Below are 25,427 nucleotides of genomic sequence, written 5' to 3'. Positions count from 1 at the left end.
CAGAACGGCGATACCGGCGTGCCCGGGACTCCCGCTGTGGCGACTGGCGGCCCACAATGCTGCGAGCGTCCTTCACCACATGTCGTGCAGGTCACGCCGGTCCCGGCCGGCGTGACGCCGACGGCGCGGTGCGGCCCGGCCGGCTGCGGTGTGGTGTGACGCGGTCAGCACAACCCCCCGCCCCCAACGGCGCCGGGCGGGCCGGATCGCCCCCTCACCCCCCTGATGCGATCCGGTCCGTCCGGCGCCACCCCCCCGCCGCCGCGCCGCCGCCATGATCGGTACGGCGGCGTACCCTGCAAGCCGCAGCCGAGCGCGGACGGGGGGCGTGATGACGGAGCGGATGCAGCGGGAGGGGGCCGCCTCCACCGGCCGCGACCAGACCGATCCCCAGCCGGTCCCGTCGCCGCTCGCCCGGTCGCCGCGAGCCCGCGCCTGGTCGCCGGTACGCGCGGTGACCCGACGGCTCAACCCGGACGGGTCCCAGCGGGTGGAGGCCCCGGCGGGTCCACGGCGCAGTGCGGTGGTCGACTGCGCGCTCTATCTCGACGGGCGGCGGCAGGGCGGCGACTGCGGCTACGCCGAAGCGCTCGCCGAGGCGCGGCGCGCCGAGAACGGCTTCGTCTGGCTCGGGTTGCACGAGCCGGAGCTGGCCGAGATGAGCGAGATCGCCGCCACGTACGGGCTGCACGAGCTGGCCGTGGAGGACGCGGTCAAGGCGCACCAGCGGCCCAAGCTGGAGCGTTTCGGCGAGGTCAGCTTCCTGGTTCTGCGTACCGCGCGCTACTGCGAGCACACCGAGCTGACCGAGAAGACCGACGTGGTGGAGACCGGGCAGGTGATGCTCTTCATCGGCCCGCACTTCCTGATCAGCGTCCGGCACGGGGACGCCTGCCGGCTGGCACCGGTCCGCGAGGAGCTGGAGGCCCGGCGGGAGTTGCTGCTGCACGGCCCCTGGGCGGTCGCGTACGCGATCACCGACCGGGTCGTCGACCTGTACCTGGAGGTCGCCGACCAGCTTGAGGACGACATGGACGTGCTGGAGACGGAGGTCTTCGACCGGCAGGCCAGTGGCCGGATCCAGCGGATCTATCAGATGAAGCGGGAACTGGTCGAGTTCAAGCGGGCGGTGATGCCGTTGCAGCGGCCGTTGCTCGCGCTCACCGCCCAGATGAGCCGCGAGGTGCCCAAGGAGGTCCGTCGCTACTTCCGCGACGTGCAGGACCACCTGAGCCGTACGGTCGAGCAGGTCAACTCGTACGACGACCTGTTGAACTCGATCCTCCAGGCCCGACTGGCCCAGGTGACCGTCGACCAGAACAACGACATGCGCAAGATCGCCGCCTGGGCCGCCATCGCGGCGGTGTGGACGGCGATCGCCGGGATATACGGCATGAACTTCGAGTTCATGCCCGAGCTGAAGATCGTGTACGGCTACCCGGTGGTGCTGGCGTTGATGCTCACCATCTCGCTGACGCTCTACCGGTGGTTCCGCCGCAACGACTGGCTCTGACCCCCGCAGCCCGCCCGCCCCGCCGGAGGTGGCGGGGCGGAGGCGGGACCGGGAGATCAGGCGCGACCGTTGGACTTGCTGGGCGACTTGCTCAGAGCGGTGGTCAGGTCGTCGGCGGGCCGACCGTTGGTGGTCCGGGCACCCTCGGCGACCGACGGCACCTTGTCCGTCGGCGTCACCGGGGACGGCTTGGGCGGCGTGGTGGTCGACGCGCTGTCGCCGGAGACCACCGCCGAGCTGCCGGCACCGGTCGACGCCTTGGCCACACCCGACGGGGCGGTCGTACGCACCTCGATGGTCTCCACCTCGTCGCGCATCGGCTCCAGCGTCGTGGTCGCGTCGTACTCGGTCCACTCCTGCTGCTCGCGGTGGCGTCGCAGGGCGATCGCACCGGCCAGCCCGGCCACCACACCGGCGGCGAGCATGCCGGCCAGCATGGTCCCGCTGCGACGGGACTTCTTCCGCTTCATCTTCTTCATGTTCTTCGCCTTGACCTTCCTGGCGGCCGCGGCCTGCTTGGCGACGACCTTCTTGCCGGACGCGGCCCGGCCGGCGGCCTCGGCCTGTGCGTGACGCACGGCCAGGGCCAGCGGCGCCATCGCGGCGGCCGTGGTGGCGAGGCCGCTCGCGGCGCGGTCGCGGACCAGCACCGCGGTCGGTGCCACCGCGTCGCGGGCCGTCTGGACCCGAGGGCCGACGGTGGACCCGGCCCCCTTCGCCGCGTGCGTGGCGGCCAGCCTCAGGTGACCGATCCCCCGATTGAGCTCGGCCCGGGCCAACTGCCCCTCAGTCCTGCGGCGCCCGATTCCAAACACGGTCCCACCTCCTGGGAGTTGCTTCGTCTCATCCTCCACCTTCGGATGCCTCCGCATGTCCAGATCGGGCACATGGGAGGATCCGCAAGGAACTGACCAACGAGTAAGGAGTACCCGTGGCCGAGGCTGTCTACGCCACCTTGCACACCAACGCCGGCCCGATCCGGCTGGAACTCTTCCCCAACCACGCGCCGAAGACGGTTCGCAACTTCGTCGACCTGGCCGAGGGCACTCGTGAGTACACCGACCCGCGGACCGGCAAGCCGGGCAACGGCCCGTACTACGACGGCACCATCTCGCACCGCGTGATCAGCGGATTCATGGTGCAGATGGGCGACCCGACCGGCACCGGTCGGGGTGGTCCGGGCTACACCTTCGCCGACGAGTTCCACCCCGAGCTGCGGTTCGACCGGCCGTACCTGCTGGCGATGGCGAACGCCGGGCCCGGCACCAACGGCTCGCAGTTCTTCATCACGGTGTCGCCGACGCCGCACCTGAACAACCGGCACACCATCTTCGGGGCGGTGGCCGACGAGCAGTCCGCGAAGGTGGTCGACTCGATCGCCAACACGCCGACCGGTCCCAGCGACCGGCCGCTCCAGGACGTGGTCATCGAGCGCATCGAGATCGAGCGGCAGCCGGCCTGACACCGGCCGTCTCAGGTGGTGCCCGCCGCCCGGGCCTGGGCGCGGCGGGCACCGACCGGCCGTACGTCGCCTGACCCGTCTCACCGGTGGCCCGAGGTACCTTTGCTCGCATGACTGAGCGCTCGGGCACCTGGAGCACCCGGTGAGCGAATCCCCGCCGACCACCCCGGTCTGTTACCGCCACCCCGGCCGGGAGACGTACGTCCGGTGCACCCGGTGCGACCGGTCGATCTGCCCGGACTGCATGAACGAGGCGTCGGTCGGGTTCCAGTGCCCGGAGTGCGTGGCACAGGGCCGCCGGAGCACACGACCGGCGCGCACCGCCTTCGGTGGCGGTGAGACCGGTCGGCTCGGGTACGTCACCAAGACGCTGATCGGCATCAACCTGATGGTGATGCTGATCTCCATCGCCTCCGACCGGGGCGGGGACGCGGCGGCCGGCGGCAGCGGCTTCGGCGGCCTGCTCGGCGGGAGCACCCCGCTGACCGAGTGGGGTGCGGTGCTCGGCCGGGCGATGTTCCTCGACGGCAGCATCGGCGGCATCGCCGAGGGCCAGTGGTATCGCCTGGTCACCGCGATGTTCCTGCACTACGGCGTGGTGCACCTGCTGCTGAACATGTGGGCGCTCTGGGTCCTCGGCCGGTCCCTGGAGGCGGTGCTCGGGCCACTGCGCTTCATCGCGCTCTATCTCATCGCCGGCTTCGGCGGCAACGTCGCGGTGTACGTGTTCAGCGCCCCCAACCAGATGTCAGCCGGTGCCTCCACCGCCATCTTCGGGCTGTTCGCGGCGACCTTCGTGATCATGCGTCGGCTGGGTCGGGACACCTCGGCGATCGTGCCGATCCTGGTGATCAACCTGATCTTCACGTTCACCGTGCCGCAGATCTCGATCGCCGGTCACCTGGGCGGTCTGGTCTTCGGCGCGTTGATGGCGCTGGTGCTGGCGTACGCACCCCGGTCCCACCGGACGCTGGTGCAGGTCACCGGCGGCTCGTTCCTGCTGGTGGTGCTGCTGGTGCTGGCCCTGTTCCGCACCTTCACCCTGCTCGGCTGAGCCCATCGCCCGTGACCGGCCCGCGACACGCGGCGGGCCGGTGCGGGCTCAGCCGGTCGTCGGGCGGGCGGCCCGCAGCGCGTCGGCCACCTCGTCGGGGTCGGTGTCCAGGTCCTGCCGGCTGAACAGGTGCAGCGACTCGCCGGTGTCGATCTCCAGCACCGGCCCGCTCACCCCGCGCCCGGCCCGGCGGTTCACCTCGATGGTCTCGATCGTCGACCAGGGCAGGTGCCGCCGCGCGGTCCACCACCCCGTCGGCACGGTGACGCCGTCGGCGTCCACGGCGAGCCGGACCGGTGCGACGAGGTCCCGTACGCCCCAGGCGACGAGGGCCGCGCCGGCCAGTACGCCGAGCGCCGGCCGGAGCAGGTCGCCGTCGGCGAGCAGGAGTCCCAGGGCGAGTACGCCGCCCGCACCGACCAGCTTGAGGATCGGCAGCGCGGGGCGTACCCGCCACTGCCGGGCGACCGTCTCGAACGTCACCCGACCAGCATGCCAGCGCGGCAGGTGACCGGCATGCCGGTGCCCACGGGCGGCGACGTCGCCGCGTCGGCGGCGTAGGATCGGGAACAGCCCAGGTTACCGGGGAGTAGACATGAGTGACGCGGTTATCGTCGGCGCGGTGCGTACCCCGGTCGGGCGGCGCAAGGGCAGCCTGGCCACGGTCCACCCGGTGGACCTGTCGGCGCACGTGCTGCGTGCCCTCGCCGAACGCACCGGCATCGACCCGACGCTCGTCGACGACGTGGTCTGGGGCTGCGTCTCCCAGGTCGGCGAGCAGTCGTGGAACGTGGCCCGCAATGCCGTGCTCGCGGCCGGCTGGCCCGAGTCGGTGCCCGGCACCACGGTGGACCGGCAGTGCGGCTCCAGCCAGCAGGCCCTGCACTTCGCCGCCGCCACCGTGCTCTCCGGACAGGCCGACCTGGTGGTGGCCGGCGGTGTCGAGTCGATGACCCGGGTGCCGATGGGTTCCAGCGCGGCGGGCGGGCTGCCGTTCAGCGGCCAGATCCTGGCCCGCTACCGGGGTGTCGAAGGGGTCGCCGAGGACTCGCCGCTGCCGTTCAACCAGGGCGTCGGCGCGGAGCTGATCGCTCGGCGCTGGCGGCTGTCCCGGACCCAGCTCGACGAGTTCGCGCTGGCCAGCCACGAGAAGGCTGCCGCCGCCCAGGACGCCGGGGCGTTCGAGGCCGAGCTGACCCCGGTGCCGCTGGCCGACGGCGGGAAGTTCACCGCTGACGAGGGCATCCGCCGGGAGACCTCGCTGGAGAAGCTCGGCGAACTGGCCACCCCGTTCCACCCGGAGGGCGTGGTCACCGCCGGTTCGGCCTCGCAGATCTCCGACGGCGCGGCGGCGCTCGCGGTCACCACCAGCGAGTGGGCCAGCCGGCACGGCCTGCGTCCGTTGGCCCGGGTGCACACCGCCGTGGTCGCCGCCGACGATCCGGTCACCATGCTCACCGCGCCGATCCCGGCCACCGCGAAGGCGCTGCGCCGCGCCGGGCTGGGCATCGAGGAGATCGGGGTGTACGAGGTGAACGAGGCGTTCGCCCCGGTGCCGCTGGCCTGGTTGGCGGAGACCGAGGCGGACCCGGAGCGGCTCAATCCTCGCGGCGGTGCCATCGCGCTGGGGCACCCGCTCGGCGGGTCCGGTGCCCGGATCATGACGACGATGCTCGCCCACATGCGCGACAACGGGGTGCGCTACGGCTTGCAGACCATGTGCGAGGGCGGCGGGATGGCCAACGCCACCATCGTCGAGCTGCTCTGACCCGTACGCGGTAAAAACCCGTCGCGGGCCGACTCCGGTGGGGGTTAGCGTGCCCCCGTGACCGCCGCGACCGCACCGTACACCGACTGGGACGACCGGATGTGGCGCGCCGCCGCGTGGGAGTGGGTGGCCGAGGCGCTCGCCCGCACCGGGCAGCGGATAACCGGCCCGGTCGAGCCACGCGTCCGACCGTGGGCGCTGATCTGGCGGGTGCCGACCGACGCCGGTGACGTGTGGTTCAAGGCGAACGCGGCGGGGACCGGCTTCGAGACGGCACTGACCGCAGCTCTGGCCCGGCTGGCACCCGGACGGGTGCTCGACCCGATCGCGGTGGACACCCGGCGGCGCTGGGCGCTGTTGCCGCACGGCGGCGCGACGCTGCGCGAGGCGCTGACCGGCGAGCCGGACCCGGCCCGGTGGGAACGGATCCTGCCCGAGTACGCCGACCTGCAACGGGCCACCGCCGCGCACGTCGACGAACTGCTCGGTCTCGGCGTACCCGACCATCGCCCGGAGGCACTGCCGGGGCACCTCGCCGAGTTGCTCGACGACGGTGCGGCGCTGCTGCTGGACACTCCGGACGGCCTGACCACCGAGGCCCGCGACCGGCTGCGGTCCCGGCTGCCCGAGTACGCGCAGCGGTGCCGGTTGCTGGCCGAGGGGCCGATCGGGCCGACCGTCCAGCACGACGATCTGCACGACGGGAACGTCTTCGTGACCGGCGACGGTCACCGCTTCTTCGACTGGGGCGACGCCTCGGTGGCGCACCCGTTCGGCACGCTGCTGGTGGCGCTGCGGTCGGTCGCGTACGTCAACGGTCTGGACGCCGGGGACCCGGCGCTGGGTCGGCTGCGCGACGCGTACCTGGAGCCGTGGACGGACCGTTGCGACCGTCCGACCCTGCTCCGGCTCGCCGAGACGGCGGCCGGGGTGACCATGGTCAGCCGGTCGTTGTCCTGGCGTCGGGCGCTGGACACCACCGACCCGAGTCGCGCCGAGTTCGCCGCCAGCGTGCCCGGGTGGCTCGACGAACTACTGGTCACCGAGTTCGCCTGAGCGCGTCGCGAGAGCCGGTCGAGAGGGGCTCGGCCGGGTTGCAAGACGTAACGTGGAATTTGCAAAAAGCATGTCGGTGAGCCACGTCACCCAGCGAACATCGTCGTTGGGCAGGTCATGGACGTCTTCTCCCGAACGTTCCTCCCGGCCGCCTCCGAGGCCGGCCTGGCGGTGCAGACCGCCACGCGACACATGCCGGTGTTCCGTCGCTGTGTGGGCTCCGGCGACGCCACCATCCTGGTCACCCGGTGCAGCCGACCCGATCGGCCGATGTCCGGGGACTACCTCCTCCTACTCACCCATCGACGGCTGGTGGTGACCCGGCAGACGCCGGTGCTGCACCGCCTGCGACTGCACCTCAACGCCGAACTCCGCGAGCTGAGCCACGTCACGTGGAGCCCCGACCCTCGGCTGCACTCGGTGGAGTTGGCTGCCACCGCGATCGACGGGATCCGTGAGCGGTTCCTGATCCGCACCCAGTTCCCGAAGCAGGTGTGGCAGCTCGACGCGCTGCTCAACCACGCGTTCCGCACCCGGGTACGCAGCGCGCTGCCCCGGATCGTGGCCACCGTCGCCGAGACGCCCGCCGCCACCCGGCCGACCACGCTGCATCCCGCCGTGGCCCGCTGACGCAGGACGGCCCGAACGCCACTGCGACTGCGGTGGTTCAGCGCTCCGCCGGCACGGCGTAACCCACGTGGTCCCGGAACTCGAACCGCCAGCCGGGCGGCACGAGATCCGCGCAGAGTCGGCGGCTGCCGGTGCAGACGATGGCATCCATCGCCGCCGGGTCGGCCGCCGGCCGGTGGTCCAACACCGACTGGAGCGCCGACAGCTCCGGGGACCCGCCGTCGGCGTCCCGCAGCAGCAGCCACCACGGGTACTCCCAGTCGTCGTTGCGCTGGGACAGACCGATCCGCTGGGCGTCGGCGGCACGCACCGCGTCGGCCGCCCAGCGGTACTCCTCCGCCCACTGCGGTCGTCGCAGGAAGCGGCTCTCCCAGTCCGACGTGGTGAAGACCGAGCCCGCGCCGACGAGTCGGCGCGGGAAGCCGTACGACACCGCGAGCACGCCGGCCAGCGCGCAGGTGGCCAGCACCGTCACCGTGAGCGTCGCGGCGATCGGCCGCCGGGCACTCCGCCCGGCACCGGCGTTCCGGCTCGACCGGCGCAGCACGGCGTCGAGCCAGAGCCCGGCCAACGGCACCGAGGCGGCCAGGGCGTAGAGGATCAACCGGTTGCCCCAGGGCTGCCATTTGATCATCGCGGTGTGCAGCACCACCGCGATCACCACCACCAGTGCGTACGCGCGCAGCGCACCGGCCGTCTCCGGGCTGACCCGGGCCGGACGACGCAGTGCCGCCACGGCACCGATCAGCACCAGCGCACCGGCCAGCGGGAAGGCCACCCGGTCCTCGTCCGGATACCAGGACGGCACCGGGAAGACCTCCCGCCCGAACGTGATCGCCCGGTCCTGCGGGTCCACGCCGAGCAGACCGGCCACGCCGACGATCGCCGCGGCGGAGGCGTCCCGGAGCGGGGCCAGCGGGGTGTCCAGCGCGGTGTGTCCGATGCGGAGCGCGTTCACCACCACCGACAGCGGGTCGTGCCGCTCCATCGGCACCGACTCGCGCAGCCGCTCCGGCCCGAGCGGGTGGCCGAACTCGACGTACACCCGGCCCAGGAACGGGCCGACCACGGCGGCGGCGACCAGCAGGATCAGCGCCGAGGCGCCGACCGTCCGGGCGGTCGGGGCGGCCGGGAGCCGACGGTCCGCGCCCGGCCGGTCCAGGTATGCCAGCCGGAGCTGACCCAGTCCCCAGAGCACCAGCAGCGGGCCGACCGCGAGCAGGCCGCTGGTCTTGGTCACGGCGGTCAGTCCGGTGGCCGCCCCGAGCGCGAGCAGTTCGCCGAATCCGGCGCGGTGACGCAGCCCGTCCAGGGCGACCGTGGCCGCGCACACCACCCAGGCGGCGCAGACCAGGTCGGTCTGGGTGCTGGTCGCCTGGAGCGTCACCATCGGCGTGGTGGCCAGCACGAAGACGGTGAGCAACTGGGCCCGTCGGGCGCCGCCGAGCTGCGCGGTCACCCGGGCGACCGCGATCAGGCAGAGCACCCCGGCGGCCCACTGCACCAGGTGGTGGAGCGCGTCGCCGCCGGTGAACAGGCGCAGGTGCAGCAGCAGGTACTCGGCACCCGGCGGGATGGTGACCTGCCGGTGGATCGCGGTGGCCCAGAGCGACAGGTCGCCCTGCGCCACCCAACGCTCCACCTTGGGCAGGTGATAGGTCTGCGAGTCGAAGTTGTTCGGCGCGGCGAGCAGGGCGATCAGCAGCTCGACCAGGACCAGCCCGACGACCACCCCGGCCAGCAGCCGTTCACCGCGACTCGCCGTACGCCGGAAGTCGGTGATTGACGCGCGCCAGCCGGTCTCCGCCGGGCGGTCCTGCGGGCCGGACGTGGTGGGTTCGACGGTGGTGACCGTACCGACGGCGGCCGGGGTGTCCGACGCTCCGGCGAGGACATCCGCCGAGGACGTCGTGGCGGGACGGCCACCGACCGACACCGCGTCGGAGGTGGCACGTGCGGCCTCCCGGGTCCGGCTGGTCGCCACGCGTCGCCGTGCGGCGAAACCGGCAGCGGCGAGGAAGAGGAGCCACGCCACTGCGAACGCGGGCGCGGTCAACATCCCCAGTGCACCGAGCACCTCGACGGTCAGCACCGCGAAGGCGCCGACGGTGAGACTCGCTCGGATCACCGTCAGCCGCCGTGGCGCGGTGTCACGCACGGACCGTGGCCGCAGTGCCACCGTCAGCGCGACGACGGCGACGACGGGGGCGAGGACGAACGGGAAGCCGGCGGCCGACATGGCCGGAAGTAAACACCATCGGCCTGAGTGCCCGACGGTCGATCTCCTGAGGCGGTCGCCACCACAGGACCGACCTGCCGGGGCTACGCTATGGCCGACACACTGCCGCCCTCGTGGAGATTCCCGTGAAGCTGTCGATCCTCATGCCGGTCTACAACGAGGAAGAACGCATCGCGGATGCCCTCAAGCAGGCGCTGGCGGTCGAGTACCCGTGCGAGATCGAACTCGTGGTGGTCGATGACGGCAGCCGTGACGGCACCGGTGAGGTCCTGGACCGGGCCGACGACGCGCGTCTGCGCGTGATCACCCACCAGCGCAACGCCGGCAAGGGCGCGGCCATCCGGACGGCGGTCGCCAACGCCGAGGGTGAGTACATGGTCATCCTCGACGCGGACCTGGAGTACGACCCGCAGGACATCCCCAAGCTGCTCGCCCCGGTGCTCGACGGCCGGGCGACCGTGGTCTACGGCAATCGGACCTTCGGCAGCCACAGTGCCTACAGCTTCTGGTACGTGATGGGCAACAAGGGCGTCACCATGGCGGCCAACGTGCTGTTCAACTCCTACATCGGCGACCTGGAGACCTGCTTCAAGCTGATGCCGGTGGAGCTCTACCGCTCGCTGGACGTGCGGTCCCGGGGTTTCGGCATGGAGGCCGAGGTGACCGGCAAGCTGTTGCGTCGCCGGATCCGGCCGTACGAGGTGCCGATCAGCTACCGGGCCCGGGGCCGCGAGGAGGGCAAGAAGATCACCTGGCGGGACGGCGTCGAGGCGATCTGGATCCTCGGTCGCGAGCGCACCCGCCGCCGTTCCGGGAGCGGCCCCGCCGCCTGACGCGGCGATCGGGGCGAGGACGACGGCGGGCGGCTCTCAGACCAGAGCCGGGGCGAGGAATGCGGTCACCTCCCGGTGCAGGCCCGCCACGTCCAGTCCGTGCCAACGGGTGTGGTCGTCGGCCGAGCCGTACCGGCGCAGCTCGTCGCGTCCCACGCCGAGTGCGAGGAGCCGGTGCGGCCGGTCCGCCAGTGCCGCCGTGACCACCCGGGTCGAGGTGCCCGCCAGGTAGGGCTCGACCAGGATCACCTCGGTCCCGGCGAGCGCCCGCAGACCGGCGGTGTCGAACGGGCGCGGGCGATGCGTGTACGCCACCGTGACCGGCAGGTCCGCTGCGGCTGCCACCGCCGCGTCCAACACCGGGCCGACCGCGACCAGCAGCGGCGCGCCCGGTCCCGCGTCGCGCACCACCACCAGCTCGCCGTCACCGCCGTACGGCCGCGCGTTGTGCAGCGTCGACAACCGCAGGTACGCCGAGGCGTCCCCGGCGACCGTGGCGCGCAGCAGACCGGGCACCTCGGCCGGGTGCCCCGGCACGTGCACCGTCCAGCCGGACAGGGTGTCGAACAGCGCCACGTCGGCCGGGCTCAGGTGGGTACGTCCGGCCGCCGCCCGGTCGTACGACGCACCCACGCTGACCAGCACCGCGTGTGCCGCCTGGTGGTCGAGGTCGAGCTTGATCTGCTCGTACGCCCGCTCCACCAGGAACGGTGCGTAGCTGTGCACGATCGGCCGTAACCCGGTCAGCGCCAGCCCGCCGGCCACCCCGAGCATCAACTGCTCCCGGATGCCGACGTTGAGCACCCGGTCGGGGTGCCTTCGGGCGGCCGGGGCGAACGCGTCGGCGGAGATGTCGGCGAGCACCAGGGCGGTCCGCGGATCCTCGGCCAGCAGGTGCGTGGTGGTCTCGATGAAGCTGTCCCGCATGGCTACTCCCCGCTCTCGACGACCGCGACGACGACGTGCGGCCGGTGTCCGTGGTGCCCGGTCAGGGCGGTGTGCAGCGCGTCGTGGTCCCGTCCGTCGACCGTGGCGGCGGTCCACCCGTTCACCGTGAACCGGGTGGCCACGCCACCGGGCCAGCCGTGGGTGGCGGAGGAGTTGTCGACCACGATCGCGGTCAGGTTCGGCAGGCCGGTCGCGCCCGCGTACGCGATCGCCTCGTGGTTGGAGCCCTCGTCCAGCTCGGCGTCACCGAGCAGGGCGTACACCCGAGTGTCGAGCAGTCCCTGGGCGCGTAGCCCGAGCGCGGTTCCGACGGCCAGCCCGAGACCGTGCCCGAGCGAACCGGAGCCGATCTCGACGCCGGGGACCAGCGTCCGGTCCGGGTGGTCGCCGAGCCGGCTGTCCGGCCCGCCCTGGTCGTCCAGCCAGTCGAGCGGCACGAACCCCTTGGCGGCGAGCACCGCGTAGTAGCCGGCGACCGCGTGTCCCTTGGAGAGCAGGAAACGATCACGAGCCGGGTCGTCGACGGTGTCCGGGGTGATCCGGAGGATCCGGTCGTAGAGCACCCAGAGCACGTCGACGGTCGAGTGGACGTTGGCGCCGAACACGCGGCCGGCACGGATCCGCTCCAGCAGCGGGGCGACCGGCGACCGGCCGTCGAGCGGCGCGGCGGCCTCGGCGACCCGGGCCGTGGTGGCGAGAGTAGTCATGCGGATACCCTGCAAGTTGAAGTCAGGTTCAACTCAAGGCGGTGTGATGCAGGAAGCCCTCACCATCGGTCAGCTCGCCGACCGCAGCGGCGTGGCACAGTCGGCGCTGCGCTACTACGAGCGGATGGGACTGATCCGGGCCGACCGCACCGGCGGCAACCAGCGCCGCTACCACCGAGGCGAGCTACGCCGGGTCGCGTTCATCCGGATCTCGCAGCAGGTCGGCATCTCGCTGGACGAGATCCGGGCCGCACTCGACTCGCTGCCCGCCTCCCGTACGCCCACCGCCGAGGACTGGACGCAGCTCTCCGCCGCGTGGCGGGACCGGCTGGACCAGAAGATCAGGCTGCTCGCCAAGCTCCGCGACGATCTCGACGGTTGCGTCGGCTGTGGGTGCCTGTCACTCCAGCGCTGCGCTCTCAACAACCTCGACGACCGGCTCGGCGCAGAGGGCCCCGGCCCCCGACTGACGCTGCCGAACACCCCGGCCTGTCAGACGTCGCTGCCGCCCAGTGCGGTGAGCAGCTAGCCGACGGTGAGCAGCACCTTGCCGAGGTGCTCGTTCGACTCGACCAGCCGGTGCGCCTGCGCCACCTCCCTGATCGGCAGCCGCCGGTCCACGACCGGGCGGACCCGCGCCGCCTCCACCAACGGCCAGACCTCGTCGCGTACCCCCTGCACGATGGCGGCCTTCTGGTCCAGCGGGCGGGCCCGCAGCGCGGTGGCCGCCACCGTGCCGCGCTTGGCCAGCAGCGCGCCCAGGTCCAGCTCGGCCTTGCGGCCACCCTGCATCCCGATCACCACCAGCCGCCCGTCCGGAGCCAGCGCGGCCACGTTCCGGCCGAGGTAGGACGCGCCCATGATGTCGAGTACGACGTCCGCGCCCCGCCCGTCGGTGACCCGCCGGACCTCCTCCACGAAATCCTGCTCCCGGTAGTCGACCAGGTGCACCGCACCCAGCTCACGCAACCGGGGATGCTTGGCCGCCCGCGCGGTCGCCACCACCCTGGCACCGAGCGCGGAACCGAGCTGAATCGCGAACGTGCCGATGCCGCTGCCACCACCGTGCACCAACAACGTCTCGCCCGCCGACAGCCGGGCCACCTGGACCACGTTCGACCAGACCGTGCACGCCACCTCGGGCAGCGCGGCAGCGTCGACCAGGTCCACCCCCGCCGGCACCGGCAGCAACTGCCCCGCCGGCACGGCCACCCGCTCCGCGTACCCGCCGCCGGCCAGCAACGCACAGACCTCGTCACCGACCCGCCACCCGGAGACGTCCGCACCGGTGGCGCTCACCACACCCGAACATTCCAGTCCCGGGTACGCGGGCGCGCCCGGCGGCGGCGGATAGTGCCCCTGCCGTTGCAGCAGATCCGCCCGGTTCACCGCAGTGGCCCGCACGTCGACGATCACCTCGTCCGGCCCCGGCTCCGGATCGGGCACCTCGTCCCAGCTCAGCACCTCCGGCCCACCGGGCTCGGCAATCACGATCGCGCGCATGGCCCAGTCTTACCCGATCATCCCGCCGTTCCACGCCCGGCCCCGCGCCGACATGCCCTGGCCCGGCTCCGCGCCGACATGCCCCGGCCCCGGCCCGCCCCGCCCCGGCCCTGGCCCGCCTCGCCCCGGCCCCGGCGCCCCGGCCCAGCCCGGCCCAGCCCCGGCCCGGCGCCGCGCAGACACGCTCCGGCCGCGTCTCGGACCGGCGGAAACCGTGCCGACCTGGACACTGTGGAGGCACCCGACCGCCCGCCGCGACGCTCATCCCGGGTCGGGTGGCTCACCCCATCGCCGATCCGCCGGACGTGGCAGACTATGCACGGCCGCGCCGTGCGTGGCACCGGGAGGGTTCGCCTAGTGGCCGATGGCGCTGGTCTTGAAAACCGGTAAGGCAGCGATGTCTTCGTGGGTTCGAATCCCACACCCTCCGCTCACCTGCCACGCGCACCCGCACCCGTCCACGCGCCCCACACACCCCCCGGGGCACCCCCCCACGCCGCACCATGGGCATGCCCGCCGCGATCATGGACTTGTGGCACGCGAATAGTGGCTGATGCCCCACTTCGACTTCGCCACGACTCCATGATCGGCGGGGCGCGGCGGGGCGGGGCGAGGTTGAGGCGGGTGGCGGTGTGGGAGCGGGAGTGGACGGCGGTGGCGGCGAGGCGGCGAGATGGTCGCTGCCTCAGCGCTGCGGTGGGCGTACCTGCTGGTTCTCGCGGATCTTCTGGGTGGCGAGGCGGTCCAGGGCCCGGCGGCGCTCGTCGGGTCGGGGCTGCTCGTCGTCGCGGTCACGTACGGCGTCGACGGCTGCGGTGACGAAGTCGCGCCAGATGCCGGCCACGGATCTCCCTCGCTCGATGGGTGCCAGGCTGACAACCCGGGTGAGCGGCCTTCGGTTACGGCGGACACCTCGCGTTTTCCCGGTTGGCACCGCGCGACAGGGTATGAAGGGGGACGCAGAACACCACTTCCACCGGAAGGACCTGTGTCGATGACCCTGGAACGCCCCATCGCCCCGGACCCGTACGAGCTGCTGCCGACCGTCGCCTCGTTCACGCTGACCAGCGACGACGTGCACAACGGTGAGCCGATGGACGCGGCGCACGCCCACGACAGCACCGGTGGGGGCAACGTGTCGCCGCACCTGGCCTGGTCGGGTTTCCCGGCGGAGACCAAGGGCTTCGTGGTCACCTGTTTCGATCCGGACGCGCCGACCGGCAGCGGGTTCTGGCACTGGGTGCTGGTCAATCTCCCGGCCGACGTGACCGAGTTGCCGCGTGGTGTCGCCGAGGGCGACCTGCGGGGCGCGTTCAGCGTCCGCAACGACTACGGCGCGCAGGGGTTCGGCGGTGCCGCGCCGCCGGCCGGTGACCGGCCGCACCGGTACGTCTTCGCGGTGCACGCCCTGGACGTGGAGCGCCTGGACCTCACGCCGGACGCCACCCCGGCCTACGTCGGCTTCAACCTGGCCTTCCACACCCTCGCCCGGGCCACTATCCGCCCCACCTACCAAATCACCCCCTGACTCACCCGCTGGCAAGCCGCGTTGATCAAGAGCCTTTCGCCATCGATCCCGACTGGGAGTGGCACAAACTTCTTGATCAACGCGGCGAGCGGGCGGCGAGCGGGCGGGTGGGCGGCGAGCGGGCGGGTGGGTGGTGGGCCGCCCGGGGGGAGGGGGCGTTTAGGAGGGGGTGCGGGCTACGGCGAAGACGGACTGGCCGAAGGGTGGGCGGGCGACCTGCTCGGCGGCCTTGGTGGCGGGGAGGACGAGGGTGTCGTAGACCTTCACCATCGGGCCCTCCTTCGGCATCAGCCGGAAGACCTTGGTGGCCATGAAGTAGCCGATCAGGCCGAGCGCGTTCGCGTAGTGGATCTTCTCCACCCGCAGACCGGCCTCGGTCATCGCGGCGGAGAGCGTCTTCTTGGTGTAGCGGCGCACGTGGCCGGTGGCGATGTCGGCCGGGCTCATCGCGAACTGGAACGCCGGGACGATGATGACCACCGCTCCGCCGGGGCGGACCAGTTGGCCCATCGTGCGCAGCGCCTCCACGTGGTCCTCGATGTGCTCCAGCACGTTGTACGACACCGCCGCGCTGTAGTCGCCCCGCTCCGTGTTGGGCAGCAACATCTGGCGCACCTCGATGGAGGGCTGGTCGGCCAGGCGCTCCTTGAGCGCGACCAACCGGTCCGGGTCGGCCTCGGTGGCCGTGAACCGGGGAAAGTGCTCGGCCCACTCAAGGGCGTAGTCGCCGAGCCCGCTGCCGATCTCGATCGGGTTGTCGCCCAGGTAGGGCACGGCCAGCTCGACGAACCAACGTCGGTGGTTGACCGCGGTGGCGAGGCCCTCCAGAACCTCGGACTGCACGCGCTGATCCCCAGTGATTTCTGCCATGCGTCGATTCCTCACGATACGACTCGACCCCGCGCCAGGACCGACTGAGTGAACCATCCGCCTGGAGGGCGGGAATATCGGGGCCCGCGGTGGCCGAATTACGGTCGGGTAGCTGCACGATCGGTGGTGGTCAGCGAACTCGGGAGATGTTACGCCAGTGGCTCGAAGGCCGCACGGTGGCCCGATACGCCGACTACGCTCCGAATTACCATGACTACTCCTGAATCGGGCCGCTCCGCCGACGAGTCCGAGGCGCCGGGGGTGCTGGCCGGGCCGCCGGAAGGTGGTCATCGGCCCAGCTCAGGGCGGTGGAAGGATGTCGCCGCCGTGGTGAGCTTCGCGGTGCTCGGCTTCTGGATCACCGCGCGGATGTGGCTCAACCCGGCCGACGGTATTCGCGACAATCAGACCGATATGGCCCAATTTCAGTGGATGATGGCGCACGGTGCGCGAGTGGTCACCGAATTCGCGTACCCGTTCTCCTCGGATCGGATGAACGTGCCGGAGTCCGTCAATCTAATGGCGAATACTTCCGTTTTATCCGTTTCACTGCCGATGACGCCGGTGACGCTACTGTTCGGCACCCGTACGTCGTTTCTGCTCTTCCTCACGCTCGGGATGATCGCCACGGCCACGGCCTGGTACTTCGTGCTCTCCCGGGTCCTCGTCGGCTCGCGCGGCCCGGCCTGGTTGGGTGCCGCCTTCTGCGCGTACGCCCCGGCGATGGTCTCGCACGCCAACGCGCACCCGAACATCGTCTCGCAGTTCGTGGTGCCGCTGATCGTCTGGCGTACCGTGCGGCTCGCCGAACCCGGTCGCTGGCTGCGCAACGGCGTCCTGCTCGCCCTGGTGATCGTCTGGCAGGCGTTCCTGAACCTGGAGATCCTGCTGATGGCCGCGATCGGTGTCGGCGTGGTCGTGGTGGCGCTGGCGATCGCCCGACCCGACCTGCGCGCCCGGACCCGTCCCTTCCTCGCCGGACTCGGTGTCGCCGCCGCGGTCGCGCTCGTGCTGCTGGCGTACCCGCTCTACGTCCAGTTCTTCGGGCCCGGCGCATACAACGGCCTGTCCTGGCTGATCCGGGGCTACTCCACCGACCTGGCCTCGTTCTTCACCTACGCCCGGGAGTCGGTGGGCGGGGACGCGCTCAGCGCGGCCCGGCTGGTCAAGAACCCCACCGAGGAGAACGCCTTCTTCGGGTGGCCGCTGGTGATCCTGGTGGCGGCGGTGGTGTGGTGGCTGCGGCGCAATCCGGTGGTGATCGCGTTGGCCGGGCTGGGGCTGGTCTTCGCGGTGCTCTCGCTCGGGCGGGAGGTCCGCTTCGACGGCCGGGGCACCGGGATACCCGGCCCCTGGGCCGTGCTGGAGGACCTGCCGGTGCTGCACTCCGTGGTGCCCACCCGCTGGTCGCTGGCGATCACACCGATCGTCGGGCTGCTGCTCGCCTACGGTGCCGAACAGGTCCGGCAGGTCGCCATCCGGCACCCCGACCGGCGTCGGCAGATCCGGTTCGGCACGGCGACCGTGCTGGCGATGGCCCTGGTGCCGGTGCTGCCCACCCCACTGCCGACCAAGCGCCTCGAACCGACCCCGGAGTTCGTCACCTCCGGGGCCTGGCGTCCCTACCTGGCCGGCGGGCGCAGCCTGGTGACCCTGCCGTTGCCCGACACCGAGTACGCCGAACCGCTGCGCTGGTCCGCGCAGACACGCTTGCAGATGCCGATCGCCCGTGGCTACTTCCTCGGGCCGGACACCCGGCCCGGCCGGGACCGGATCGCGCTGTTCACCGCATCGCCGCGTCCCACCAGCACCTTCTTCGGCACGATCCGGCGGACCGGCGAGGTGCCGCCGATCACCGCGCGGGACCGGCAGGAGGCGGTCGAGGACCTGCGGTACTGGCGGGCCGGCGCGGTCGTCCTCGGCCCGCACGAGCAGGCCGAGGCGTTGCGTACCGGGATGACCGAACTGACCGGCGTGGAGCCCACGTACACCGGCGGGGTGTGGCTCTGGGACGTCCGCCCGCTGGTCGGGGACTGACCGCTCAGGAACTGCGGATGCAGCAGCCCTGGCAGACCTTCGGTGAGGGCAGCGTGAAGGCCAGGCAGCAGGTGCGGCGCTGCACGGTCGGCTCGCCGTTGCGTCCCGGCACCAGCTCCACCAGGTCGGCCAGGTCGAGCGCGCCGAGCAGGGTGTCCACCGCCTCGACCGCCGAGCCGGGCAGGCTGTCGGCGGCCCGCAGCACCCCGTGCGCGATACCGGAGGCCACCGAGCCGAGCAGCGTACGCGTGCCGATCCGGACCTCGCCCTGGATGGCGGCGATCATCGGCGACAGGTGCGCGTCCAGCAGTGTGCCGCGCAGCGCGGTCAGCAGGGCCTGGTCGTCGGCCAGCACCCGGACCTGGGGCAGCCCGGAGACGGCCAGCGGGTCGTTGGGCAGGACCGCGATCGGGGTGGACCGGCGCAGGCCCAGTGTGATCAGGGTGCGCGGGTCGGCGAAGTGGACGAGGGCGGCGTCGGCGTCGAGCAGCGGCACCCGGCGGGCGACGGCCCAACCGAGCACCACCGGCAGTGCCGCCCAGTAGCTGTACGCCTTCCAGGCGACCGCGGCGGAGGCGTGCGGAGTACCGCCCCAGAGGCGGACGGCCGAGTCGAGCAGCTCGGGCACCTGGGCGCCGCTGGTCAGCGTCGTCGCCGGGGCCCAACCCGCCTCGTCCGGCACGACCAGCCCGGCGGCCAGGCCGGGCAGCACGTCGGTGCCGAACATCGCCCGCAGGGTCGCGGTGACCGGGGCCAGCGGTGCGGCCGAGGCGGCGTGGACGGGCAGCACGGCTGTCACCTGTTCCACCCCCGTCCGAGACCCCACTGGCCAAACTAAGGCTAGCCTAACCACACTTTCGTTGCCCGGGGAACCGGGAAGAGCGAAATGGCGAGAGGTTCGGATCACTCTACGGCCGGTGGTCACGCAGAGTGCCGTACCGGAGACTCGGGGCAGTATCGGTAGAAAACGCTCAGCGGTCAAGGGTCCTGTCGACAAGGTGCCAGTTGTGTGCGTGATCGGCAACGCAACGTGAAACTTGATGCACCCGGCCACGAGGAAGCTGATGACGACCTCACCGCTCGATCGGGCTGCCGACTCGTTCGCCGCCGAACTCGCACGGCACCGGACGGAGCGGGGGCTGTCCAAGAAACAACTCGCCATCCTGATGGGCTTCGACCCGTCGTACGTCAGCCACGTGGAAGGGCGGCGGCACCGGCCCACCGAGGACTTCGCCCGGCGCGCCGAGGCCGTCCTGGAGGCCAGCGGCGCGATCTGGCAGCGGTTCCGGGAGTACGACGACCTGCGTCACGCCCGAGCCGAGCGCTACCACCGGGAACCCGCCCTCCCCGGCCAGTGGATGCCGCCGGGCACCGGACTCATCGTCGAACGCGAGACCGCGGTCCTCACGCACACCGACGACTCCTACCACTGCGTCATCCGCCGGGAGCTGTACAACGCCGGCACCGAACCGGTCACCCGCTACCTGGTCCGGATCGCCGTCGACCGCTACCCGAACGACCCCGGACGGTCCAACCGGCACCACCGGGAACACCCGCTGACCTTCGCCGAGCTGCAACTGAGCGCCTACCGGGAGGAGTCCGGCGAACGGGAGGCCATGCACTGGCGGGCCAAACACGACCGGGACGCCTTCAAGGAGATCTGGCTGCTGTTCGAGAACGCCGACCGGCGCTTCCCGCTCTATCCGGGCCGCCGGGCCACCATCGAGTACGCGTACACCGTCGGGCGGGACAAGTGGGGTCCCTGGTTCCAACGGGCGGTCCGCGTACCGACCCGGCACCTCGCCGTACGCCTCGATCTGCCGGCGGCGCTGGACCCGCAGGTCTGGGGCGCGGAGACCTCGCTCTCGGCGGAGGAGGGGCCACTGCGCACGGCGGTGACCCGGCGCGACGAGGACGACCGGGCGATCTTCGACTGGGCGACCGACGAGCCGCCGCTGAACGCCCGCTACCGGATGCAGTGGCGCTTCCGCGCCGAGCCGGAGAGCGAGCCCGAGGGCGGCCGGGTCCGACCGTCCGACCGGATGCGGGGACTCGGCATCGTGCAACGCGGCGCCGACCTGCTGCGGCAGCCGGCCCGACCGTTCGACCTGCCCCGCGAGGAACACTCCGCCCGCGAGATCGTCGACCGGCTGGTCACCGCGGTGGCCCGGCTGGACGAGATCCACCCGTTCACCAAGGGAGTCGGCGTCGCCGCACCGCAGCTCGACATCGGTCGCGCGGTGGCCGTGGTACGTCCGCCCGACCGCACGGCCGAGCCCGTCGTGCTGCTCAACCCCCGGGTGGTCGAGGCCGCGCCGGACACCGACGAGCAGTACGAGGGCTGCCTCTCCTTCTTCGACCACCGGGGGCTGGTGCCCCGCGCCCTGCGGATCGACGTCGAGCACGCGCAGTTCGACGGCGGACGGGTGATCACCTCGTTCGAGTTCGGCATGGCCCGCCTGGTCGCGCACGAGATCGACCACCTGGAGGGCCGGCTGTACGTCGACCGGATGGCACCCGGCGTGCCGCTGGTGCCGATCGAGGAGTACCGCGAGTCCGGGAATCCCTGGCGCTACTGACCCCTGCCGCCGTCACGGTTGGCGCCACCGCGCCCGGTTGTGAGCGAGGGACTCATAATCCCTCGGTCACGGGTTCGCGGGTTGGCGCCACCGCGCCCGCCCGGGTGGGAACGACGGCCGGACGGGCGCGGGTGGCGTGGGCGGTGCCGGTCCGCCCGATCAGGGGGACCGGGGCGCGTGCCCCAGGGGGCAGGGGCACGCGCCCCGGCTCGGGGGGAGAAAAGCTCTACAGGTTGCCGAAGGTGTCGTACCGGGTCTGTTGTGGCGGGACGTCGTCGGCGGCGAGCACCCGCAACGTCGACCGGACCATCGAGGCGGAGCCGGAGACGTAGCAGTCGTGCGCGGTCCACGGCCCGTACCGGGCCACCACCTCGGAGATGTCGCCCTGCTCGCCGTCGAAGTCCGGGTCGTCGCTGCACGCCGGGGTCACCGACAGCCACGGATGGGCCGCCACCAGTTCCCGCAACAGGTCGAGACCGTACAGGTCAGCCTCGGTGCGGGCGCCGTAGAAGACGTGCACCCAGCGCGACCGGTTGTGACCGGCCAACTCCTCCACCAGGGCCTTGATCGGGGCCAGCCCGACCCCGCCGGCGACACAGAGGATGTCCCGCTCCGACGCGCGGTCCAGCGTCATCGACCCCATCGGCGCGGCCACCCGCAGCAGGTCACCTGGCTTGATCCGACGGACCAGGGCACCCGAGACCCAGCCGGCGGCCTCCGTCGGCGTACGCACGTGGAACTCCAGCACGTTCTCGTCGTTCGGGGCGTTCGCCACCGAGTACGTCCGCCACACGCGGGGATGGTGCCGAGGTGCCTCGACACTGACGTACTGGCCGGCCTTCCAGGTCAGGGGAGTTTGCAGGGCTCGGCAGGTGAAGACGGCGGTGTCCGAGCCGTACCGCTGATGGGTCAACACCTCCGCGTGCCAGTACGGCGGGTTGTCGTCCGCCGCCGCCCCGGCCAGCATTTTCTCCGCGATCGCCGCGTACGCGTCCCGCCACGCCTGGTCGTACTCCAGATTCCATCCGTCCCCGGCGGTGCTGCGCAGGGCGTCCAGCAACGCGACGCCCATCGTCTCGTAGTGCGTCGTCTCGACGTGGTACTTGCGGTGGTCCCGGCCCAGCGCCCGCAGGAACTCGTCGAACCCCTCCGGGTCGTCGACGGTGTGGATCGCCGTGATGATCGCTTCGAGAAGCCGGTCACCCTGCCCGGACATCTGCACCGGGAACAGCTTGCGCAGTTCCGGGTCGAGGAGGAAGAGCCGCGCGTAGAAGTGGTCGGTCAACCGGACCCGGTCCTCCTCGACCAGGCTCCAGCTCTCCTTCAGCAGCCGCGCGAAGTTGTCCACCGGAGGGCGCTCCTTCTTCTGACGGCGGGATCGGGAACACCGATAGAATGTCCACGGAGCGTGCATGAAGGTCGCACAGAATGTGCGATCCGACGTGAGGCGCGCTCAGTGGCACCCGGATGCCACCAGCGCAGACGGTCGGGCAGAGTGGTGCGGTGACCGCAGAGTTCACCAGCCCTACGTCCCGTCGGACGCTCGGCACCGAGACGATGCTCGTGCTCGGCCTCTCGCTCGGCCAGTCGGCCGTCTACGCCACCGTCTCGATCATCGCGAAGCTGACCGCCGAGGGTGGACTCTCCCGGCAGACCGCCGCACTGAACACCTCCGCGTCGGCCCGGCCGTACCTCGACCTCACGTACCAACTGCTCGGCATCGTCTTCGCGCTGCTGCCGGTGCTGCTCGCCGTACACCTGCTCACCCGCGACCCCGGCGATCCGGTCCGCTCCCTCGGCCTGGACGCCCGACGGCCCTGGGCCGATCTCGCCCAGGGAGCCGGGCTGGCGGCCCTGATCGGCCTCCCCGGCCTGGTGTTGTTCTGGGCGGCGGCCCAGCTCGGCATCAACGCCACCGTGGTGCCGGCCGCGCTGCCCGACCTCTGGTGGACCGTGCCGGTGCTGATCCTCGCCGCCTTCCAGAACTCGATCCTGGAAGAGGTGATCGTGGTCGGCTACCTGATGACCCGGCTACGGCAGCTCCAGTGGCGCGTCGGAGCGATCATCGCCACCAGCGCCCTGCTCCGCGCCTCCTACCACCTCTACCAGGGCTTCGGCGCGTTCATCGGCAACGCGATCATGGGCGTCGTGTTCAGCCTCTTCTACCTGCGTACCCGCCGGGTGATGCCGTTGATCGTGGCACACGCCCTGCTCGACATCTTCGCCTTCGTCGGCTACAGCCTGCTGCCCCGAGAATGGTTCGACTGGCTCTGACCGCGCGGCCCCCTGGTCCGGTGGCGGTCGCCGGTCGCGCGTCCGGGCGGTCGGGGTGGGCCTCGGTCGGTGGCCTTCGCCGGTCGCGTGGCGTCCGGCGGGCCGTGGTCAGCGACGTCGAGGTGGGCGCCGCCCAGCCGCTGCGCCGCCAGCCTCCAGCCGCCGTCATGCCCTAGGTCGGGGCGGGCGGTAGGCGGCGACCGCGCGGGAGGCCAGCCGCTCCACCGCCGCCGAGTCACCGACCGCCGCCGTCACCAGCGCCGCGCCGGGCAGCAACCGGGACGCCCAGCGCAACGCCAGCCAGCCGCCCGCCTGCGCGGCCAGCGGTGCCGCCAGCCGCCAGGCCGCCTCGGCAGCCCTCGGCCCCGGCTGCTCGCCCGGCCCGTCCGCAGCCCGAGCCGCCGCCAGCGCCGACCGCGCACTCGCCTCGTCCGGGTGCACCTGCGCCAACACCAGCAACTCCACCGCCCGCTCCGGATCCGCCGGATCGCGGCCGTACGCCGCCGCCAGGTGCAGCACCAGATTCGCCTGCGTCCAGAGCACCGCCGCCAACTCCACCACCGGCGCGAACGCACCCGCCAACGCGGCCGTCGCCCCGCCGAACCCCGCCTGCCGGACGAACCGCCGGCCCGCGAGCCGGGCCAGACCGTCGCCGTCCGCCTCCGGGTACCGCTGCCGCAGCCGCCACGCCCACGCCGCCGCCGCCGGGCCGAGCGCCTCCACGGCGCTCAGAGCGAGCAACTCCGGGGCATAGCCCGGGTGGTCCAGCACCCGCGCCACGAGAATCCGCAGATCAGGCGTACGCCCGGCGAACTCGGCCCTGCTCCCGTCGTCCGAGGTCCCTCCGGCTGAGGTCCCGCCGGTCGGCGGCGTCGGCTCAGCCGGCGCGGGTGAGGTCAAGGTCGACTCGGCCGGTCGAACCTCGGCCGGTGGTGTGTCGGCTGGGTGGACCTCAGTTGGTGGGTTCTCGGCCGGTGGGTTCTCGGTCGGGCGGACCTCGGCCGGTGGGTTCTCGGCCATGGTGGATGAGGTCTCGGTCGAGGCACGGGCGGTTTCGGCGGGCGTGGGGGAGGTCTCGGCCGGGGTTGGTGAGGTCGGCTCGGCTCGGGGCGTCGCTGCGACACCGCCTGCTCCGGCCCGGGCGGCTGCGATCCCGGTCACCTTCGTCGCGTGCTTCCCAGCCGGTGCGGCCTTGGCCGCTGCCTTCCTCGTCGTCTTCTTCGCCGGGACGGACCCGGAGGAGGCAGTTTCCGCCGCCGTGGTCCTCCTCGGCGCGGCCTTCCTGGCCGTCTTCCGAGCCGGACCCGCCTGCGGCGCAGTGACATCCTGCTGCTCGTCGCCGATCGACGACGCTTCGGTCGCACTGTGCTGTTGGCGGCTGGTCGACGACGCTTCGGTCGCACTGTGCTGTTGGCGGCTGGTCGACGACGCTTCGGTCGCACTGTGCTGCTGCTTGCTTGTCGACGGCCCGTCGGCCGCACGGTGTTGCTGGTCGTTGGCCGACGGCGTGCCGGTCGCCATGGCGGCCCTCGGGGCATCGGTGGAGCCGGGGGTGGCTGCCTCCGGCCCGCTCGCTCCGGAGGTCGAGCGGGAAGTCCTCTTCGCGGCGACCTTCCGACGAGGGGGCGTAGAGGCGCCCGGAGACGCCGCAGGCGGCTCCGTGACCTCGCTGCGGTCGGGCCGGCTTCCGTCGTCCCCCACCGGCCCGGCCTCCGACGAGGACGTAGTCGCAGGTGGAGGCGTGGGGGTGAAGGGCGTCCTGGAAGAAGCAGGACGAGTCTGGCGAGGCACCGGCTGTTCCGGTACGGGCGGCGGCTGGAAGACCACCCCCGGCGCGGCCTTGGCCCGACGAGGTCGACGCCCGCCCTCGTCCTCCGGCGCCTCGTCCTCCTTCGGAGGCGCAGGTGCCGGGGGCGGCGTGAACGTCGCCTTCGGGGAGCGGCGACGCGCTTCCCGAGCAGGTTCCGGACGATCATGATCGCGTGGCGACTCCTCCTGCATGTCGATGGAGCGTAGTCGCGATCACGGCGACGCACAGCGCAAGAATCCCCTCGCCGGTCTGCGGGTCGGCGGGTTCCGGTAGTCGCTTTGCCCCCAGACGGGCGGGGCCTGTATCCTCGGGCGCGGTGGTCTGCGGGCCACCAGGGAGACTTCGCCTAGTCTGGTCTATGGCGCCGCACTGCTAATGCGGTTGGGGTCTTAAAGCCCCTCCCGGGTTCGAATCCCGGAGTCTCCGCGCGAAGGCCGGGTGTGTAGACTGGCCGAGCACCAGCGCCCGTAGCTCAACGGATAGAGCATCTGACTACGGATCAGAAGGTTAGGGGTTCGAGTCCCTTCGGGCGCACAAGATCGACAAGGCTCTGACCTGCCATTACGGCGGTCAGGGCCTTGTCTGTTTGTGTCCCTTGTGGATGGTTGGCTGCTCG

23 protein-coding genes and 3 tRNA genes are annotated in these 25,427 nt (G+C 72.0%); 15 read left to right on the top strand and 11 right to left on the bottom strand.

Annotated elements, in window-relative coordinates; translation table 11 throughout:
• Positions 1–454 precede the first annotated feature (454 nt).
• On the top strand, positions 455–1,513 hold the full coding sequence (gene corA, locus ACIBMZ_RS23985; RefSeq protein ID WP_396697514.1) for a magnesium/cobalt transporter CorA: 1,059 nt from the start codon (positions 455–457) through the stop codon (positions 1,511–1,513).
• 56 nt (positions 1,514–1,569) lie between these two features.
• On the opposite strand, the gene ACIBMZ_RS23980 is transcribed toward corA, so the two are convergent.
• Positions 1,570–2,385, bottom strand: a complete 816-nt coding sequence (locus ACIBMZ_RS23980) for a hypothetical protein (RefSeq protein ID WP_396697349.1) — start codon at positions 2,383–2,385, stop codon at positions 1,570–1,572.
• A gap of 59 nt (positions 2,386–2,444) precedes the next feature.
• On the opposite strand from ACIBMZ_RS23980, the gene ACIBMZ_RS23975 reads away from it, so the two are divergent.
• Together ACIBMZ_RS23975 and ACIBMZ_RS23970 are read left to right on the top strand one after the other, a co-directional pair.
• Positions 2,445–2,975 (top strand): peptidylprolyl isomerase, encoded by a 531-nt coding sequence (locus tag ACIBMZ_RS23975; protein WP_396697347.1) that lies wholly within the window; start codon positions 2,445–2,447, stop codon positions 2,973–2,975.
• Positions 2,976–3,117: 142 nt separating this feature from the next.
• Positions 3,118–4,029, top strand: coding sequence for a rhomboid family intramembrane serine protease (locus ACIBMZ_RS23970; RefSeq protein ID WP_396697345.1), 912 nt, complete (start codon positions 3,118–3,120; stop codon positions 4,027–4,029).
• A 48-nt stretch (positions 4,030–4,077) separates the two neighbouring features.
• Here the strand turns inward: ACIBMZ_RS23970 and ACIBMZ_RS23965 are convergent, their stop codons facing one another.
• Positions 4,078–4,512 (bottom strand): PH domain-containing protein, encoded by a 435-nt coding sequence (locus tag ACIBMZ_RS23965; protein WP_396697343.1) that lies wholly within the window; start codon positions 4,510–4,512, stop codon positions 4,078–4,080.
• Between the two features lie 112 nt (positions 4,513–4,624).
• Here ACIBMZ_RS23965 and ACIBMZ_RS23960 point away from each other — a divergent pair, with 112 nt between their 5' ends.
• The 3 genes from ACIBMZ_RS23960 (at position 4,625) to ACIBMZ_RS23950 (ending at position 7,483) form a co-directional block, all read left to right on the top strand.
• Entirely contained in the window at positions 4,625–5,797 is a 1,173-nt protein-coding gene (locus ACIBMZ_RS23960; RefSeq protein WP_396697341.1) for a thiolase family protein, read from the top strand.
• Positions 5,798–5,854: 57 nt separating this feature from the next.
• Positions 5,855–6,853, top strand: a complete 999-nt coding sequence (locus ACIBMZ_RS23955; protein WP_396697339.1) for a phosphotransferase — start codon at positions 5,855–5,857, stop codon at positions 6,851–6,853.
• A gap of 117 nt (positions 6,854–6,970) precedes the next feature.
• Positions 6,971–7,483 (top strand): hypothetical protein, encoded by a 513-nt coding sequence (locus ACIBMZ_RS23950; protein WP_396697337.1) that lies wholly within the window; start codon positions 6,971–6,973, stop codon positions 7,481–7,483.
• Between the two features lie 37 nt (positions 7,484–7,520).
• Here ACIBMZ_RS23950 and ACIBMZ_RS23945 read toward each other — a convergent pair whose 3' ends face one another.
• On the bottom strand, positions 7,521–9,722 hold the full coding sequence (locus ACIBMZ_RS23945) for a hypothetical protein (protein WP_396697335.1): 2,202 nt from the start codon (positions 9,720–9,722) through the stop codon (positions 7,521–7,523).
• A gap of 125 nt (positions 9,723–9,847) precedes the next feature.
• Between ACIBMZ_RS23945 and ACIBMZ_RS23940 the strand changes: the two genes are divergently transcribed.
• A complete protein-coding gene (locus ACIBMZ_RS23940; protein ID WP_396697512.1) occupies positions 9,848–10,555 on the top strand; it encodes a glycosyltransferase family 2 protein in 708 nt (235 codons plus the stop codon).
• 36 nt (positions 10,556–10,591) lie between these two features.
• Here ACIBMZ_RS23940 and ACIBMZ_RS23935 read toward each other — a convergent pair whose 3' ends face one another.
• Both ACIBMZ_RS23935 and ACIBMZ_RS23930 read right to left on the bottom strand, forming a co-directional pair.
• Positions 10,592–11,482 (bottom strand): transketolase family protein, encoded by an 891-nt coding sequence (locus tag ACIBMZ_RS23935; RefSeq protein WP_396697333.1) that lies wholly within the window; start codon positions 11,480–11,482, stop codon positions 10,592–10,594.
• Positions 11,483–11,484: 2 nt separating this feature from the next.
• On the bottom strand, positions 11,485–12,210 hold the full coding sequence (locus ACIBMZ_RS23930) for a transketolase (RefSeq protein WP_396697331.1): 726 nt from the start codon (positions 12,208–12,210) through the stop codon (positions 11,485–11,487).
• Between the two features lie 46 nt (positions 12,211–12,256).
• Between ACIBMZ_RS23930 and soxR the strand changes: the two genes are divergently transcribed.
• Positions 12,257–12,739 (top strand): redox-sensitive transcriptional activator SoxR, encoded by a 483-nt coding sequence (gene soxR, locus ACIBMZ_RS23925; RefSeq protein ID WP_396697329.1) that lies wholly within the window; start codon positions 12,257–12,259, stop codon positions 12,737–12,739.
• Here the strand turns inward: soxR and ACIBMZ_RS23920 are convergent.
• Positions 12,736–13,713: an NAD(P)H-quinone oxidoreductase gene (locus tag ACIBMZ_RS23920; RefSeq protein ID WP_396697327.1), complete on the bottom strand. Its 978-nt coding sequence runs from the start codon at positions 13,711–13,713 to the stop codon at positions 12,736–12,738. The two genes, soxR and ACIBMZ_RS23920, sit on opposite strands and share 4 nt — an antisense overlap.
• A 343-nt stretch (positions 13,714–14,056) precedes the next feature.
• Between ACIBMZ_RS23920 and ACIBMZ_RS23915 the strand changes: the two genes are divergently transcribed.
• Positions 14,057–14,143 (top strand) — tRNA-Ser (locus ACIBMZ_RS23915).
• 255 nt (positions 14,144–14,398) lie between these two features.
• Here the strand turns inward: ACIBMZ_RS23915 and ACIBMZ_RS23910 are convergent.
• Positions 14,399–14,557 (bottom strand): hypothetical protein, encoded by a 159-nt coding sequence (locus tag ACIBMZ_RS23910; RefSeq protein ID WP_396697325.1) that lies wholly within the window; start codon positions 14,555–14,557, stop codon positions 14,399–14,401.
• A 150-nt stretch (positions 14,558–14,707) separates the two neighbouring features.
• On the opposite strand from ACIBMZ_RS23910, the gene ACIBMZ_RS23905 reads away from it, so the two are divergent.
• Entirely contained in the window at positions 14,708–15,241 is a 534-nt protein-coding gene (locus ACIBMZ_RS23905) for a YbhB/YbcL family Raf kinase inhibitor-like protein (RefSeq protein ID WP_396697323.1), read from the top strand.
• Positions 15,242–15,400: 159 nt separating this feature from the next.
• On the opposite strand, the gene ACIBMZ_RS23900 is transcribed toward ACIBMZ_RS23905, so the two are convergent.
• Complete coding sequence (locus tag ACIBMZ_RS23900) at positions 15,401–16,111, bottom strand: class I SAM-dependent methyltransferase (RefSeq protein WP_396697321.1); 711 nt, start codon at positions 16,109–16,111, stop codon at positions 15,401–15,403.
• 210 nt (positions 16,112–16,321) lie between these two features.
• Here ACIBMZ_RS23900 and ACIBMZ_RS23895 point away from each other — a divergent pair, with 210 nt between their 5' ends.
• Positions 16,322–18,148, top strand: coding sequence for a hypothetical protein (locus tag ACIBMZ_RS23895; RefSeq protein WP_396697319.1), 1,827 nt, complete (start codon positions 16,322–16,324; stop codon positions 18,146–18,148).
• Between the two features lie 4 nt (positions 18,149–18,152).
• Here the strand turns inward: ACIBMZ_RS23895 and ACIBMZ_RS23890 are convergent, their stop codons facing one another.
• Positions 18,153–18,935 (bottom strand): hypothetical protein, encoded by a 783-nt coding sequence (locus tag ACIBMZ_RS23890; protein WP_396697510.1) that lies wholly within the window; start codon positions 18,933–18,935, stop codon positions 18,153–18,155.
• 277 nt (positions 18,936–19,212) lie between these two features.
• Here ACIBMZ_RS23890 and ACIBMZ_RS23885 point away from each other — a divergent pair, with 277 nt between their 5' ends.
• Entirely contained in the window at positions 19,213–20,727 is a 1,515-nt protein-coding gene (locus ACIBMZ_RS23885; RefSeq protein ID WP_396697317.1) for a peptide deformylase, read from the top strand.
• 226 nt (positions 20,728–20,953) lie between these two features.
• Here ACIBMZ_RS23885 and ACIBMZ_RS23880 read toward each other — a convergent pair whose 3' ends face one another.
• On the bottom strand, positions 20,954–22,075 hold the full coding sequence (locus ACIBMZ_RS23880) for a globin domain-containing protein (protein WP_396697315.1): 1,122 nt from the start codon (positions 22,073–22,075) through the stop codon (positions 20,954–20,956).
• A 119-nt stretch (positions 22,076–22,194) separates the two neighbouring features.
• Between ACIBMZ_RS23880 and ACIBMZ_RS23875 the strand changes: the two genes are divergently transcribed.
• A complete protein-coding gene (locus tag ACIBMZ_RS23875) occupies positions 22,195–23,001 on the top strand; it encodes a CPBP family intramembrane glutamic endopeptidase (RefSeq protein ID WP_396697313.1) in 807 nt (268 codons plus the stop codon).
• Positions 23,002–23,166: 165 nt separating this feature from the next.
• Here ACIBMZ_RS23875 and ACIBMZ_RS23870 read toward each other — a convergent pair whose 3' ends face one another.
• Positions 23,167–23,772: a hypothetical protein gene (locus ACIBMZ_RS23870; RefSeq protein WP_396697312.1), complete on the bottom strand. Its 606-nt coding sequence runs from the start codon at positions 23,770–23,772 to the stop codon at positions 23,167–23,169.
• Between the two features lie 1,374 nt (positions 23,773–25,146).
• Here ACIBMZ_RS23870 and ACIBMZ_RS23865 point away from each other — a divergent pair.
• Together ACIBMZ_RS23865 and ACIBMZ_RS23860 are read left to right on the top strand one after the other, a co-directional pair.
• Positions 25,147–25,237 (top strand) — tRNA-Ser (locus ACIBMZ_RS23865).
• A 35-nt stretch (positions 25,238–25,272) separates the two neighbouring features.
• Positions 25,273–25,345, top strand: a tRNA-Arg gene (locus tag ACIBMZ_RS23860).
• Positions 25,346–25,427 lie beyond the last annotated feature (82 nt).

This window comes from Micromonospora sp. NPDC049900 (assembly GCF_044461025.1).
Classification (GTDB): domain Bacteria; phylum Actinomycetota; class Actinomycetes; order Mycobacteriales; family Micromonosporaceae; genus Micromonospora.
This window is presented reverse-complemented; position numbering and strand designations above follow the sequence as displayed.